General features: G+C 68.6%; 10 protein-coding genes and 1 pseudogene. 3 read left to right on the top strand and 8 right to left on the bottom strand.

Annotation, left to right across the window (positions count from 1 at the left end):
* Window positions 1-38 precede the first annotated feature (38 nt).
* The 7 genes from AB0C30_RS37465 to AB0C30_RS37495 form a co-directional block, all read right to left on the bottom strand.
* Window positions 39-1,316 (bottom strand): extracellular solute-binding protein, encoded by a 1,278-nt coding sequence (locus AB0C30_RS37465; protein ID WP_357952949.1) that lies wholly within the window; start codon window positions 1,314-1,316, stop codon window positions 39-41.
* Window positions 1,317-1,348: 32 nt separating this feature from the next.
* Window positions 1,349-2,173 (bottom strand): carbohydrate ABC transporter permease, encoded by an 825-nt coding sequence (locus tag AB0C30_RS37470; RefSeq protein WP_357952951.1) that lies wholly within the window; start codon window positions 2,171-2,173, stop codon window positions 1,349-1,351.
* Window positions 2,170-3,108: a sugar ABC transporter permease gene (locus tag AB0C30_RS37475; protein ID WP_357952952.1), complete on the bottom strand. Its 939-nt coding sequence runs from the start codon at window positions 3,106-3,108 to the stop codon at window positions 2,170-2,172. Before AB0C30_RS37475 ends, AB0C30_RS37470 begins: the two co-directional genes overlap by 4 nt.
* Before the next feature lie 26 nt (window positions 3,109-3,134).
* Entirely contained in the window at window positions 3,135-3,809 is a 675-nt protein-coding gene (locus tag AB0C30_RS37480; protein WP_357952954.1) for an SDR family NAD(P)-dependent oxidoreductase, read from the bottom strand.
* 9 nt (window positions 3,810-3,818) lie between these two features.
* A complete protein-coding gene (locus AB0C30_RS37485) occupies window positions 3,819-5,528 on the bottom strand; it encodes an IlvD/Edd family dehydratase (protein ID WP_357952955.1) in 1,710 nt (569 codons plus the stop codon).
* 254 nt (window positions 5,529-5,782) lie between these two features.
* Window positions 5,783-6,040, bottom strand: coding sequence for a hypothetical protein (locus AB0C30_RS37490; protein WP_357952957.1), 258 nt, complete (start codon window positions 6,038-6,040; stop codon window positions 5,783-5,785).
* A 134-nt stretch (window positions 6,041-6,174) separates the two neighbouring features.
* Window positions 6,175-7,923, bottom strand: a complete 1,749-nt coding sequence (locus tag AB0C30_RS37495; RefSeq protein WP_357952959.1) for a DUF5605 domain-containing protein — start codon at window positions 7,921-7,923, stop codon at window positions 6,175-6,177.
* Between the two features lie 362 nt (window positions 7,924-8,285).
* Here AB0C30_RS37495 and AB0C30_RS37500 point away from each other — a divergent pair, with 362 nt between their 5' ends.
* Together AB0C30_RS37500 and AB0C30_RS37505 are read left to right on the top strand one after the other, a co-directional pair.
* The gene (locus AB0C30_RS37500; RefSeq protein WP_357952960.1) at window positions 8,286-10,085 is read left to right on the top strand and encodes a substrate-binding domain-containing protein; all 1,800 of its coding nucleotides are present in this window, start codon (window positions 8,286-8,288) and stop codon (window positions 10,083-10,085) included.
* Window positions 10,086-10,159: 74 nt separating this feature from the next.
* Window positions 10,160-11,780, top strand: a pseudogene (locus tag AB0C30_RS37505) (DUF4038 domain-containing protein).
* 71 nt (window positions 11,781-11,851) lie between these two features.
* On the opposite strand, the gene AB0C30_RS37510 reads toward AB0C30_RS37505, so the two are convergent.
* Entirely contained in the window at window positions 11,852-12,856 is a 1,005-nt protein-coding gene (locus tag AB0C30_RS37510; protein WP_357952962.1) for a LacI family DNA-binding transcriptional regulator, read from the bottom strand.
* Window positions 12,857-13,213: 357 nt separating this feature from the next.
* On the opposite strand from AB0C30_RS37510, the gene AB0C30_RS37515 reads away from it, so the two are divergent.
* Window positions 13,214-15,826 carry a glycoside hydrolase family 78 protein gene (locus tag AB0C30_RS37515; RefSeq protein ID WP_357952965.1) on the top strand — a complete coding sequence of 871 codons (2,613 nt, stop codon included), beginning with the start codon at window positions 13,214-13,216 and terminating at the stop codon, window positions 15,824-15,826.
* Window positions 15,827-15,834 lie beyond the last annotated feature (8 nt).

The raw sequence follows: 15,834 nt of genomic DNA on the forward strand, positions 1-15,834 counted from the left end.
GATGCTCCGTGAGGTGTGTACGCGCGAGGTCGGGATGACTAGCCTTCGAACGCTTCCTGCATCTTCTGGAGCACCTCGTCGATGGTGTCCTTGCCGAGCAAGATCGCCTGCACGCCCTGCTGGGCCACGTCGTTGACCTTGGGGTTGGGCCAGTCAGCGATCTTGGCGGACTTCCCCGCGGCGATGGCCTCGTTCAGGGCCGCCAGGTTGGCGGGCGGCTTGAAGCCGGGGACGGGGATCAGCGGCACGCTCGCGTAGCCCTTGGCGTACACGCTGATGTTCTCCGGCTCGGCCAGCATGTTGAGGAACGCCTTGGCCGCGGCCGGGTTCTTGGCCTGGGCGTTGGCCGAAACCGTGAAACCGGGCAGAGCCGGGAAGTAGGTGCCGGCGGGATCGTCGGTGGCCGGCATGGGCAGGATCGTGAGCTCGCTCTTCGGCGCCGCCTTCTCGATGGGCGCGATCGCGGCGCCCACGTCGACGATCCCGAGGGCCTTGCCGGCGGCCACCTCATCGCTACCCTGGGTCCGGGTCCGGCCCATCACGCCTTCGCCGAAGCAGCCGGCGTCGTTCATCTGCTTGTACTTGTCGAGGACCTGCCGCCACGGCGAGGCCGGCACCGTGGTCTTCTTCTCCTTGAGCTGGGTGGAGAAGTCCGGGGTAGGTCCGTACACCAGGTCCGCGGACAGGGCGAGGAACATCATCTGGGGGCCCGCGCTGTCATTGAGCCCCTGCGCGTAGGCGTAGAGGCCGTGGTCCTTGGCGCTCTTGCACAGGCCGAGCACCTCACTCCAGGTCTTGGGGGGCTTCAGCCCCAGTTCCTTGAGCTTGGTCATGTTGTAGATGGCGCCCAGCCCCTGGAGCGTTCCCGGGTACGCGTACGTCTTGCCGTTGAACGCCATGTCGCTCTGCCACAGCCGCGGGATGCCGGACACCCACGGCGAGTCCGACAGGTCGAGGAGCTTGCCCTGCGCCGCGAGGGTGTGAACGTTCATGACGCCGCCGGATCCCGGCAGCGTGACGAAGATGTCGGCGGCGGTGCCGGCCTGCAACTGCGTTCCGATGAGGTTGCCGACATCCCCGCTGACGTAGTTCACGTCGACCTTGGTGCCGGGGTATTTCTGTTCGAACGCCTTGACGACCGGCTCGAGGGCGGGCTGGAACATCTTGACGTAGAGGATGGTGAGCGTGCCGCTGATGGCTCCCGACGCGGTGGAGGTGGGGGCCGGGCCGCCGCTGTCGGCGGGCGCGGTCGAGCAGGCGGCCAGCGAGAGCCCGGCGAGCAGGGCGCAGCCCATCGCCTTGGTGGAAATCTGCATTGACTTTCTCCAGGGGGGTTGGAGCCGAAGGGTCAGCCCTTCAGCCCTCCGGCGAATCCGTGGATCACGTAGCGCTGGAAGACGAGATAAAGGAGCAGGATCGGGGCCATCGAGATGAGGAGGCCGGAGAAGACCAGCGGCCATTCGACGGTGTACTGGCCGACGAACTGGAAGATGACCACCGGGGTCGTCTCCTGGTGGCTGCCGGCCAGGTAGAGCAGCGGCGTGAAGAAGTCGTTCCAGATGCCCACGGCGTTGAGGATGACCACGGTGCCGAGGACGGGCCGCAGGAGCGGCACGACGACGTGGATGAAGGCACGCACGTCGCCACAGCCGTCGATGCGCGCGGCGTGCTCGTACTCCAAGGGCACGCTGGTTCTGAGGAACGTGGTCACCAGGAAGATCGCGAACGGCATCTGCAGGCCCGCGTAGTAAATGATCAGCGACCATACCGACCCGAGCAGCCCCAGGTCCCGCATCGTCAGGTAGAGCGGCAGCAACGCCACCTGGAAGGGCAGCAGCAAGCCGACGAGGAACAGGTAGAAGGTGGCGTTGGACAGTTTGGCCGTCGATCTGGCCAGGGGGTAGGCCGCCATCGTGGCGAGCACGACGATGGCCAGACAGGAGATCGTCGTCAGGACAGTGCTGTTGACCATGGCCGGGCCGAGGTTCGACTCCGTGAGTGCTCGGGTCAGATTGTCCGTCGTGGGCCGGGTGGTCGGCAGGAACGCGGGCGACAGGTCGTCGACGGGTCGAATGGCGAGGTTGATCAAGATGTAGAGGGGGACGACGAAGAGCAGGGCACTGCCGTACGCGAAGACATGGTTGAGCGCGCTGCCCAGCCGCTTGGCGTTCATGAGTTGCCCTTCTGCCGGCGCAGGACCGTGAACTGGATCAGGGACAGGACGGCGACGGCGACGGCCATCGCGACAGCGAGCGCCGCGGACGCGGCGTAGTCACCCACGATGTTGAACTGCTTGAAGATCAACGTAGAGATCGTCTCCGTCTGCCCGGCGGGCCCACCCTGCGTCGTCGCGTAGATCTGGTCGAAGATCTTCAGGCCACCGATGAGGCCGAGCATCAGGTTGATCGTGATGGCCGGGGCCAGCATCGGCCGGACCACGTACCAGAACCTCCGCACCGCGCCGGCGCCGTCGATCGACGCCGCCTCGACGATCTCGGCCGGCACGCCCTGGAGGCCGGCCAGGTAGATGACCATCGACATGCCGACGAACTGCCAGCAGACGACGACGATCACCGCCGTGAGCGCGGTGCCCGGCCGGCCGAGCCAGTCCTCCTGGAGGCTCCCCAGCCCGACCGCTTGGAGGATGTCGTTGACGGCTCCGATGCCCGGCGGAGCGAACAGGTACTTGAACAGGTAGCCGCAGACCAGCGGCGAGACGATGACGGGTGCGAAGATGACGGTCCGCAGCACGTTCCGTCCGAACACCCGCGCGTTCAGGACCAGCGCCAAGACCATGCCCAGCACGTTCTGGATGATCGTCGTCGCCACGGCGATGACCAGCGTGCGCACCAGAATGTCGGACGAGGTGGCGTCGTTGAAGATTGTCTTGTAGTTGCGCACCACGAAGTCGCGGGACGGCGAATACACGCTCCAGTTGGTGAACGACATGTAGACGCCCTGTGCGGTGGGGATCACCACCACGTAGAGGTAGAGCACGAGGCCCGGTATGACGAACCACCACAGGTTCCGGCCGATGGTGCGGCGCCGGCCAGGTGGACGGGCTCGGGGCGCGCGGCGCCGCACCTCGTGGCTGAGGACTGTCGCCATCGTTTCCTCCAGAAGGGAAAGGTCGGTCAGTAGGTGGCGCGGCCGCCACTGATGTCGTAGACGGCTCCGGTGGAGAAGCTGACCTTGTCGGAGGTCAGCCAGGCGATGAGCTCGGCGACCTCTTCGGGGCGGCCGATCCGGCGCATGGGGATGAGGCTGGTGATGTGCGCCAGCGCCTCGGGGCCGGTGTCGGCGTTCATCGGGGTCTCGATGACGGCCGGGGCGATGACGTTGGTGAGCACGCCGCTGGTGGCGAGTTCCTTGCCGAGCGATTTGGTGAGCGCGATGACGGCGGCCTTGGTGGCGGAGTAGGGCGCCATGTTGGGGTTGCCGTCCTTGCCGGCCATGCTGGCGATGTTCACGATGCGGCCCCAGCCGCGCTCACGCATGCCGGGCACGAAGGTCCGGCAGGTGTGGAAGGTGCCGTGCACGTTGACCTCGAAGGTGCTTCGCCAGCCGTCGAGAGGGATCTCCCACAGCGGTGCGGTGGGTCCGACGACTCCGGCCGAGTTGACGAGGATGTCGATCGGGCCCACTTTTTCGGCGACGGCCTGCACGGCATCGGCGTGGGCAACGTTGCACACTATGTCGGCGTCGTCGGCGATGTCGAGGGTGATGACCTTGACGCCTTCGGCCGCCAGACGGGCGGCGGCGGCCTTGCCCAGGCCGCCGGCGCCGCCGGTGATGAGCGCGGTGCGCATGCTGTCCTTTCAGTGAGATTCACGCGGCACGTGATCGCCGCTGGAGCCGACGAGGAAGTCCAGGTCGGCACCGGTATTGGCCTGCTGGACCGTTTCGAGGTAAAGGCGCTGCCAGCCGCGGGACGGTCGGGCGAAGGCGTTCACGGCGGCCGGAGCGGGTTCACGCGCGGCCAGTTTCTCGTCGGGGATGTCGATGTCGAGCCGCCGCCCCGGGACGTCGAGGATGATCATGTCGCCGGTGCGGACCTTGGCCAGGGGGCCGCCGGCGGCGGCCTCCGGAGCGACGTGCAGCACGACGGTGCCGTACGCGGTGCCGCTCATCCGGCCGTCGCAGATGCGGACCATGTCACGGACGCCCTGGGCGAGCAGCTTGGGAGGCAGGGGGAGGTTGGCGACCTCGGGCATGCCGGGGTAGCCCTTGGGGCCGCAGCCGCGCAGGATCAGCACCGAATCCGGGGTGACGTCCAGGTCGGGGTCGTCGAGGCGGGCGTACAGGTCCTCGACGGAGTCGAAGACCAGGGCGGCCCCGCGGTGCTTGAGCAGGTGGGAGGAGGCGGCGGCCGGTTTGATGACGGCGCCGTCAGGGGCGAGGTTGCCGTACAGCACGGCGATGCCGGCGTCCTGCAGCACGGGCTGGTCGCGGGTACGGATGACGTCGCCGTCGTGGATGGTGACCTCGTCGAGGTGATCGACGAGGGGGCGGCCGGTGACCGTGATCGCCTCGGGGTCGAGCAGGTCGCGGACCTGGTTCAGCACCGCGTGCAGGCCGCCGGCGCGGTACAGGTCGTCCATGAGGTGCCGGCCTGCGGGCTGCAGGTCGACCAGCAGCGGTACGCCGGAGCCGGTGCGATCGAAGTCATCGAGCGTCAGCTCGACGCCGAGTCGGCCGGCGATGGCCAGCAGGTGCACCACGGCGTTGGTGGAGCCGCCGATCGCGGCCAGAGCGACGATGGCGTTGGAGAACGATGCACGCGTGAGCACGGCGCTGGGACGGCGTCCGGCGGCGACCATCTCCACGACGAGGCCGCCGCTCTCGTGGGCGCCCGCCAGCAGACGGCTGTCCGGGGCGGGGGTGCCGGCCAGGCCGGGCAGGGTCATGCCGAGCGCCTCGGCCAGCAGGCTCATGGTGGAAGCGGTGCCCATCGTGTTGCAGTGGCCCTTGCTGCGGATCATGGACGACTCCGAGCGGAGAAACTCGGCCTCGCTCAGCCTGCCGCCGCGCACCTCCTCGCTCAGCCTCCACACGTCAGTGCCGCAGCCGAGCGGCCGGCCACGGAAGTGACCGGTGAGCATCGGGCCGCCGGGGACTACGACCGCGGGCAGGTCCACCGAGGCGGCGGCCATGAGCAGGGCGGGGATGGTCTTGTCGCAGCCACCGAGCAGCACCACACCGTCGATCGGGTTGGCCCGCAGCATCTCCTCCGTCGCCATCGCCGCCATGTTGCGCCACAACATGGCGGTCGGCCGTACTTGCGTCTCGCCGAGCGAGACCACCGGAAGATTCAGCGGGACACCGCCCGCTTCCCAGACGCCCCTTTTGACATGCTCGGCGACCTCATCCAGGTGCATGTTGCAGGGGACGAGATCGGAGGCGGTGTTGGCGATCGCGATCTGCGGCCGGCCGTCGAAGGCGCGAGACGGCAGCCCTCGCCGCATCCATGCCCGGTGAATGTAGGCGTTGCGGTCGGTGCCGGCGTACCACCGAGAACTGCGGCACATGGGCTATCACATCCAGAAATTCCATTTATTGGAACTTAAATCGATTTTGTGGAACGTGCGGCGAGACTAGCTCAGACTTCACCGCTCAGGGAAGAGGCAGTTGAGGAAAAGTTTCGATTTCTGGAACGTGGGTCTAACCCTCGGAAACCTGGGTTTCGCCGCCCAGAACGGCCACAGCCGCTACGTGCGGGGGGCGAGATCCGCGGATGGCCTTCGCCACCGCGAGGCGTGGCCCGGACACGCCGCACGGCACCTCATGAATGGCCTTCCCCCTGATAGCGGAAGTGCGCGAAGCGGACGACGCCTTCCTCGGCGAACATGCCGGCGACTCGGCCCGTGAACGGTGCCGCCGTCTCGGCTGCCCAGAAGCGGCCGTCGAGCTCGGCCAGGCGCGTCCCGGCGCCTGCTTCGTCGGCGACGATCAGCCGGATGCGGTCGCCCGCTCCCGTCCATGGCGGGCCGGGCGGTGGATGGTCCGTTTCGATGCGCGGCAGGACCTCATCCCCTGCCACCCGGACTGTCCATGACCGGCCGAGCGTCGGCTGGCACGCCCGCGCCATGACCTGCGTCCCGGCTCCCGCCGACGACGCAGCTGGGATCGGGATTGAATGCGGGAATCAACGGGTTGGGAAGCCGGCTCATCGAGTCAGTCCTCGATCGCCCGCAGGCGGATCGCGTGGAAGGGGCGGCCGGGCAGCGGCAGCGCGAATTCTCCTTCGTAACTGCCGGGTAGTTCGGTGATGGTCATGTTCCAGGTGTCGAGGATGTCGGCCCGGTAGCGGGGCCCCGGGCGCAGTGAGAAGGTCCGCCGGCGGGGCTGCATGTGGCCGAGGTAGGCGAGGTAATAGCGGCCTTCGACACCACCGACCGGGACGTCGAAGTCGGCCGGCAAGGGATCGATGCCGGCGACGTCGGCCGGCAACTCGTCGAGGACGGCCCGCAGGAACCGGATGCGGGGCGTGCTCTCACCCTTGAGAGCCCCGCCCTTGGCCCACCACAGAACGTCGTCGTCGGCCAGGAAGCACTCGCCGTGCGTGACGTAGCCGCCGCGTACCACGCCTTCCCAGCAACGGCGCACCATCTCCTGCGGCATGAGGTTGCCCCAGCCCCATTCGATGTCGCCCTCATAGCCGCACTCGTCGACCACCACGGGCTTGCGCCAGCGGGTGCGCCATTCGGCGGTGTCGTCCGGCGCCCGTTGAATGCTGGCGTGGGTGACCCAGGACGCGTCGTTGTCCCAGAGCTCTACCCAGTTGTGCACGCTGAGCAGATGGCCGTGCGGATCGTGCTCGCCGATCACGGCGGCGAAGCGGTGCCAGTCGGTGACGTCTTTGGCCCACATGAGGTCGTACTCGTTGGCCAGCGACCACCACACGTTCGGATAGGCCGCCAGGCGGGACACCACATAGCGCAGATAGCGGTCGTCGGCCGCGGCGCCCATGTCGGAGAACCCCCAGCGGTCGTAGGGGTGGAAGAGGATGAGGTCTGCCTGGATGCCGAGCGCGCCGAGCTGCGCGATGCGCCGCTCGAGATGGCGGAAGTAGCCGGGATTGGGACGCTGGAAGTCCCAGCCGTCATCGAGCGAGCCCTCGAAGGGGTAGCGCGGCGGCTCATTGGTGCTGTGGACGAACGACTTGGGGAAGACGCACATGCGGATCTTGTTGAACGGGCTGCTCATGAGGGTCTGGAGGGTCTGTTCCTCCAGTTCGTCGCCCTGATGGGTCCAGGCGTAGGCGGTGGTGCCCACGGGAAGGTAGCGGGTGCCGTCGGCGTGGCGGAAGTGGTGGGTCCGGTGCGCGTGGACCGGACCGTGATCGCCGCTGTCAGCCGGCCCGCAGCGGAACTCCCCCGCGATCGCGTCCAGGGAACGGGCGTTGCTGAACGTCTGGAACGTCCAGTCGCCTTCCTCATCGGGCAGGAACCGGATGCGGTAGACCCCGTCGCCGTCGTAGAAACCATGTGCCGCGAGGCTGCGCTCGCCGAGGCGGAATTCGGCCCGCAGGGTGACCTCGGTGAACGGGTTGCCGTGTGCCGGGCCGTGCAGTTCCAGCTCGAACGTCCGCCATTGGGTGGCGCCCTCCTGCCGCAGAAGCCGGGCGCTGCCGATGGGCACATCCGCGGACTCGTAATCCAAGGATGGAACGGCCGGCGCCTCGGCAGGGGGCGGCGGCTGGTGAGCCGTTTCCGCGACCGTGGCCAGTTCGGCGTAGAAGGCCTCCTTGGCCGCGGGATTGGTCCGTATCCCTGCCACGATGCCGGTGACCTGCTCCAGCGTGCCGTGCATGCACTGCACGCTCATGTCGTGCTGGAGGCCGGGCAGGTGTTTGCGGACCACGTCCGCGGCCCGCTCGTCGCGTAGCACGTCGCCGAGGATGGATGAAGGACCGTAGGGCATTACCAACTCCTGTGAACAATGGCGTGTGGGCGGGCACGCTCTGTGGTCAGCGGGCCCGCGCGACATCGATGGGACGCGTCGAAGTGAGCGGTGACCCCAGCTGATCGCCTCGATGCAGCGAAGATGACGCTCAAGCGGCCGTCGCGCTGCCTGCCGGGAGGTCCGCCGTTCAGCGTGTGCATCGATCGACACCGAGGCTAGGAACCTCGTTGAAACGAGTCAAGGGACCCCTGCGGACCAGTGGTCACAATTCAGCAACGCGCGGAGTTAGCAGCAGGTTTCGCCGCACCGTCCACCCACATAATGGGGAGGGCGACTCGTACCCGATCGGCGATTTGCCTTCCAGGTGGAAAGTTAGAGCCATGACCGAGAGCATGCCCACGATGAGCGCCCGCGCCTCGGCGACGCGAGCCGTCATCCTCCGCGCGGCCTTCGACAGCTTCGCCGAACGCGGTTTCGCCGCCTCCTCCCTCCGGGAGATCGCCCAGCGGGCCGGGATCACCCACACCGGCTTGCGCCACTACTTCAAGGGCAAGGACGAGTTGCTGCGTGCCCTCATCGAGCGGCAGGACACTGAGACAGAGCGACGAGGGTCGCCCGAACCCGATGACCGGACGAGTGGCCCCGACGCGCTCGTCGCGCTCCTGCACAGGGCAGCCGACGAGTGGCGGCGTTCGCCCGAGTTCGCGCTACTCCGTACCGAATCAGCAGTGGCCGCTTCTCGGCCCGACCACCCTTCACACGACTACTTCAGCAACCGCTACCGGCGTGTCCGCGAGCGCCTGCGCAACGACTTCCTGGAGTGCGCGGAGGTGGGGACCCTCCGAGAGGGGGTCGATCCGGAACGGGCGGCGGCCCTCTGGCTCGCGGTGCAGGACGGGCTGATGGTCCAATGGCTTCTGGACCCGGAGTTCGACATCAAGGGTCCGATCGAAGAGTTCGTCCGCGCGCTCTTCGCCGAGCCCGCTGCCACGCAGGCCCAGGATGGGCCGGCGTATTCGAGCAGGCAGGACCCGGTACACGACCGCAGCAGCGTCTCGCCGCACGACGTGGCGAGCGCCGGCGGCGGTGAGTCCGCGGAGACGTCACGTAGCCAACGTCCCGAGTCGTGGGGACGCGGGCCCACCGACGACCAGGCCGTGCGCCGCGCGACGATTCAGGACGTCGCCCGCAAGGCGGGCGTGTCCCCCTCCGCGGTGAGCAAGGTGCTCCGCGACGCCTACGGCGTGAGCCCGCAGATGCGCGCCCGTGTGAGTTCCGCCATCGAAGAGCTCGGCTATCGGCCGAACGCCGGAGCGCGTGGCATGCGCGGCAGGTCGTACACCGTCGGTGTCACGCTGACGGCGATCTCCTCGCCCTTCCAGCCCGAACTCGTCGAGGGGTTGACGGGCAAGTTTGGGACGACCCCCTTTCAGCCGATCATCGTCAACGCCGGCAGCGACCCCGGATTGCAGCGGCGAAGCATCGAGGCGCTGCTGGACCGCCAGGTCGATGGACTCGTCCTCATCTCACCGTTCATGGACCCCGAGTGGCTCGAGGATCTCGGAAAGAGGGTGCCGACGGTGGTCGTCGCCCGGCACGGCGGTTCGACGAGCTACGACACGGTCGTCGACGACGAGGACGAAGGCACCCGGCTCATGGTCGAGCACCTCGTCGACCTCGGACACGAACGGATCGTGCACATCGGCCAGTCCTCATGGGGCCTGGAGCGACCGTTCGTGGTGTCCAACACGCTGCGCTCCGACGGGTACATGCAAGCGATGCGGCGGCTTGACCTGGAGCCCGACGTCATCGTCACCTCCCACACCGAGCAGGGCGGCTACGAAGCGGCGGTCGAGGCGCTCGCTCGTCCCACTCCCCCCACCGCGATCTTCGCAGGTGCCGACATCGCCGCTCTCGGCGTCCTGCGGGCCGCGGAGGAGCGGGGGCTCCGTGTGCCGGAGGACCTCACGGTCGTCGGGTACGACAACATCTACATGTCCACGATCGGGCGAATCTCCCTCACGACGATCGACCAGTCCGCGCAGACCACTGGCGCGGACAGCGCGCGGCTCCTCCTCGAACGGCTCGCCGGCCGAGTCGAGCCGGTGCACCACGTGATCAGCCCGCGGCTCGTCGTACGCGGCACGAGCGCCCCGCCGCCAGAGCGGGACCGCACCTGACGGCACCGCGGGAACGCCGACCGGCGCGACCAGGCCCAGCTCTGCTCTGACCGCTCAATCACTGAGGAGCCCACATGCCGACAGCCACCCCCTGGTGGACGAACGAGCTCGCCTTCGAGGCGGCCCGCGAGCACGTCAACCCCTATCGCGACCTCGACGTACAGGTGGTCTTCACCGGGCCGGGCGACGTCCAGGTGCGGCGGCCCGCCTTCTGGGACGGTGGACGGACCTGGCGGGTACGCTTCGCCCCGACGGCCCCGGGCCGCTGGAGCTACCGCACGACGTGCGGCGACACCTCGGACCACGGGCTGCACCACAGAACGGGGGAGCTGGAATGCCGGCTCGAGGAGACAGACCGGCCGATCTACCGCCACGGCTTCCTGCGCAGGGGACCGGACGGACGGTTCCTCGCACACGCTGACGGCACGCCCTTCTTCTGGCTCGGAGACACTCACTGGCAGCTGATGTGCGAGCGGTGGGACGAGGCCAACAAGCCTGGTTGGAGCTCGCAGTTCCGGGACACGGTCGACCTGCGGGTGAGGCAGGGTTTCACGGTTTATCAGACGAACCTGATGGTGACCGACAAAGCAGACTCAGACTGGGCAGGCACGGCGTCGTATTGGCTGGAGGGCCGGGAGTTCGAGGACATCGACGTCGACTACTTCAAGACGGCTGTGGACCCGCGGCTCGCCTACATCGCCGAGCGAGGACTCGTCAACGCCCTCGGGCTCGGGTGGTACTCCGTCATCGACCGTCACCTCGAAGGAGTCCAGCGGTTCGCCCGCTACGTGGTGGCGCGTTACGGCTCCTACCCCGTGGTGTGGACGCTCGGAGGCGAGGTCGCCGGCTACGAGCCCGAGCTGCGTCAAGACCGGATCGACGCGTGGCGGGAGGTGGCTCTGACGATCCGCGCGGCCGACGGCTACCGTCACCCGATCACCGCCCACGCCACGGCGGAGCGGCCGATCGTCCCCTACTACCAGGACGAGGACTGGCTCGACCTGACGCTCAACCAGCACGCGCACGGGGACTTCGACCTGTCCACGGACCACTACCGCGCCCACCTGGGCCACGCATCCCGGCCGGCCCCTGGTGGAGGGCGAGAGCCTGTACGAAGGACTGCTCACGGTCGAGCGCGCCGGGCGGCGCCCCGTCACGGACACCATGGTCCGCCAGATCGCTTACCGGGCCATGCAGTCGGGATGCTGCGGTTACACCTATGGCGCGCAGGGCTGCTGGAACGCGGCCTGGGAGCCGGGTGAGCGGGCGAGCATGTGGGGCGACATGCCTTGGCGTGAGGGAGTCGATCTCCCGGGCGCCGAGCAGCTCGGCCACCTCCGCCGCTTCTATGAGGAGGTCGGCTGGTCACGCCTGCGTCCGGACCCTTGCTGCTTCCGTGCGACGTACATCCATAACAACCACATGTACGCACCCTCTGTGTCCGCCGACGAGGACATGACCACCGTTGTGGCCCACTTCGGGGAGACCTACCGCATGGAAGGCCGCGCCGATTTCGTTGGTCTGCGGGCGGTGCCGTACAGGTTGGACTGGTTCGACCCACGCGAGGGGCACTGGCGCGTCGAAGAGGAACGGGCAGAGCCCGTAGGCGGGACGCTGGCCGTCCCGGCGAAGCCGGACGGCCGGGACTGGCTCCTCGTCGCTCGCTCCGAAGACGATCGGTCCTCACAGGAATGAGCGTGCAACGTTGCACGCCAGGCCATGAGGCAGCGGGGCAGGAAGCAGCTTCAGACGTCTCGGCCCGGCCGTTACGACCGGGGCGGCGGCGCGCTCGTGTGGCGGGCCATCAGGCGCGGCGCCACGACGTAGTTGACGGGTTGCGTGCGGCCGTCGAGTCGTTCCAGAAGAAGTCTCGCGCTGCTCGCGCCGGTGAGGTTGCCCGACTGATCGATGGTGGTGAGAGAGATGCGGCCGATCGTCGTGACGTAGATGTTGTCGTAGCCCGTCACCGTGAGGTCCTCCGGCACTCGGATACCGCGCTCTTCCGCCGCGCGTAGCACGCCGAGCGCGGCGATGTCCGCGCCGGCGAAGATGGCGGTCGGCGGAGTGGGGCCGGCGAGCGCTTCGGCGGCTGCCCGATAGCCGCCCTCTTCCGAGTATGTGCTCTCGATGACGTACGGTTCGAGCCCGTGCCGGCGCATGGCCTTGACGTAGCCCTGGCAGCGCGCCGTGTGGGAAAGGATGAAGGGTTCCGGCAGGTCCTGCGACGGTGCGCTGATGTGCGCGATGCTCCGGTGACCGAGAGCCACGAGGTGATCGACCATGAGACGCGCGCCCGCATGGTCGTCGTCCACGACCGTGTCGTAGACGGAGGTGTGGCCGTGGCGCGCGATCACCACGGTGGGCAGTCTCGACGCCAGCTGCTCCAGCCAGGCCTGACTCGTCCACGGCTGGATCAGGATGAGCCCGTCGACCTGCCGATCGACGAGAGCCTCGATGCTGCGCTGATGGCGCTCGGGCGTGGTGCCGCCGGCGATGAGGATCTCCTGGAACGGGCTGGTCTCGAGCTCGCCGGTGATCCCTTGGACGATCTCCGGCTGGAACGGAGAGGTGAGCTCGGTGAGCATGACCCCGATCGTGTACGAGCGCCCCCGCATGCCCCGCGCGCCCGCGTGGGGTCGGTACCCCAGCTTCTCGATCGCCGCGGTGACCTTCTCCCGCATCTCGGGGCTGACGCCGTAGGCGTCGCGCACCACCTTCGAGACGGCCGACATCGAGACGTCCGCCTCACGCGCGACGTCATGAATCGTCACGCGATGCGGGTCGGAGGACGGCGGCGCGGAACCACCTCGTGCCCGGCGCCGCGCCGTCTGTCCGGCACCTGAACCAGGGCCCGGATCGGCCTTGTCGTTCCCCTGAGCAGTGTCGGCCGCGCCGTTGTCCACACGGGCAAGAGTATCGGATCTGTGTAGACCGTTGCCTAAACGACCCAGAAGGTCCTTGACGGGGCTTAAATCGCCTCTATACGCTGCCGTGTCGAACGTTGCACATGATCCGGATTCCCCTTCCGAGCGCCACGGCGTCGCGCCCATCCACCCCGGCACCTTCCGGTGAACCCTGAAGGCGCGCGTACCGCGACATGATCCTCACTCATCGCACCAGGAAGTGACATGAGGCCCCCTGCGACAACCCTGCGCGTCGAGCACCTCGACGAGACGCTCGGCATCCGCGTCACCCAACCCCGGCTATCATGGCGGCCGCCCGCGGGCGCCGCCGAACAGAGCGCCTATCGGATCCGGACGAGCAACGGCTGGGACAGCGGCCGGATCTCCTCTGCCCAAAGCGTCCTGGTGCCCTACGCCGGACCGCCGTTGCGCTCGGCCGAACAGGTGGAATGGCAGGTCAAGGTATGGACCGACACCGGCGAGAGTGAGTGGTCGGCGCCGGCCGCCTTTGAGATGGGACTGCTCGCCGCCACCGACTGGCAGGCCGAATGGATCACCCCCGGTGAGAGCCCCGGCGGCCCGCCCGGCGAGCGGCCCGCGACCTTGCTGCGGTGGGAGTTCGAGGTGGCCGCACCCATCGTCTCGGCCCGCTTGTACGGCACGGCGCACGGCATCTACGAGGGCTTTCTCAACGGCGAACGGATCGGGGACGCCGAACTCGCGCCGGGTTTCACCCAGTACCGCACCCGGCTGCAGGTGCAGACCTACGACATCACGGCCGCTGTCCAGCCGGGCCGCAACGCGCTCGGCGTCATCCTGGCCGATGGCTGGTACCGCGGCCTCATCGGCTACTTCCGCGTGGCCGATCAATGGGGTGAGCGGCCGGCCCTGCTGACGCAACTGCACCTGACCCATACCGACGGCACGGTGACGGTGCTCGGCACCGGGCCGGGGTGGCGCGGCGCGCACGGCCACGTGGTGGCCGCCGACCTGATCGCCGGGGAGCGGTGGGATCTGCGCCGTCTGCCGCGCGGCTGGTCACGGGCGGGATTCGACGACTCGGCATGGCTACCGGTCACGACCGTCCCGCGCGGCCTCGATGAGCTGGTCGGCTCCCCCGCGCCGCCCGTGCGGCGGGTGCAGGAGCTGACGCCGGTGTCGGTACGGCGGCTGGATGAGCACCGGCAGATCGTCGACCTGGGACAGAACATCAACGGCTGGGTCCGGCTGGCCGAGCTCGGCCCGATGGGGACGACGATCCGCTTGGTCCACGGCGAGTCACTCGACGCCTCGGGCGACGTGACGACCGACCACCTGCGCCCGTGGGTGCCCGGCGTCGCGGAGCCGTTGCCGGCCGGGCAGATCGACGAGGTGATCTCGGCCGGTGTCCCCGGTGACGTCTTCGAGCCACGCCGCACGACCCACGGATTCCAGTACGTCCGGATCGAAGGCCACCCTGAGGACCTGACGCCGCAGGATGTCACCGGCGTCGTGGTGCACACCGATCTGCGGCGCACGGGCTGGTTCTCCTGCAGCGACGAACGGATCAACCGGCTGCACGAGGCGGTGGTGTGGAGCCTGCGCGGCAACGCGTGCGACATCCCGACCGACTGCCCGCAGCGCGAGCGCGCCGGCTGGACCGGGGACTGGCAGCTGTTCGTGCCCACTGCGGCGTTCCTGTTCGACGTGGCCGGATTCTCCACCAAATGGCTGCGCGACCTGGCCGCCGACCAGTGGCCCGACGGGACCGTCACCAACATCGTTCCCTGCTCTCCGCATGACGCGCAGGGCAGCGTGGCCGCCCACCTCCACGGATCGGCCGGGTGGGGCGACGCCGCCGTGATCGTGCCGTGGGAGCTGTACCGGGCCTACGGCGACGCCCGGATCCTGGCCGAAGCGTGGCCGAGCGTCGTGGCGTGGCTGAACCGTACCGAACACCTCGCCCGCACCCGGCGGCACCCCTCGCGAACGGCCGTTCCCGCGCCCCATGAGGAATATCTATGGGATACGGGCGCACACTGGGGCGAATGGTGCGCGCCCGGCGAACACCTCGACATCGCCGACCTTGCCCGGCTCGACCACGGAGCCCTGGCCACCGCCTTCTACGCGTACAGCTCAGGGCTGGCGGCGCGGATCGCCGAGGTGCTCGGCCGGAGGCAGGAGGCGGAGCGGTATCGCGATCTGAGCGAGAAGGTCCGCGCCGCGTGGCAGGCCGAGTACGCCGGCGGGCCGCTGACGCAGGCCGATCACGTGCGCGCCCTGGCCTTCGATCTCGTCGACGATGCCCTGCGGCCCCCTGTGGCGGCACGGCTGGCCGAGCTCATACGCGAGGCGGGCACACACCTGGGCACCGGGTTCCTGGCGACACCGTACCTGCTGCCGGTGCTGGCCGACACCGGTCACCTCGATCTCGCCTACGAACTGCTGACGCAGGACACCGAGCCGTCCTGGCTCCTCATGATCGACCGGGGTGCGACCACCGTCTGGGAGCACTGGGACGGCATCTCCTCGGACGGGGAGGCCACCGCGTCGCTGAACCACTACTCCAAGGGCGCGGTCGTCTCGTTCCTGCACAGCTACGTGGCCGGACTTGAGCTGCTCGAACCGGGCTACCGGCGCTTCCTGGTACGACCTCGCCCCGGCGGCGGCCTGACCTGGGCTGAGGCGGTCCACGAGTCGCCGTACGGGCGGATCGAGGCCGGGTGGCGGATCGACGACGGCGCTCTTCACCTACGCCTGGCCGTGCCCGCCGGAACCGAGGCCACCGTCGTCCTGCCCAGCGGCCGTCACGAGAGCGCCGGTCCGGGCACCCACACCTTCATCGACATCATCGACTGAGGAACCGA

The organism is Nonomuraea sp. NPDC048901 (genome assembly GCF_040649695.1).
In the GTDB taxonomy this organism is placed as follows: Bacteria; Actinomycetota; Actinomycetes; order Streptosporangiales; family Streptosporangiaceae; genus Nonomuraea.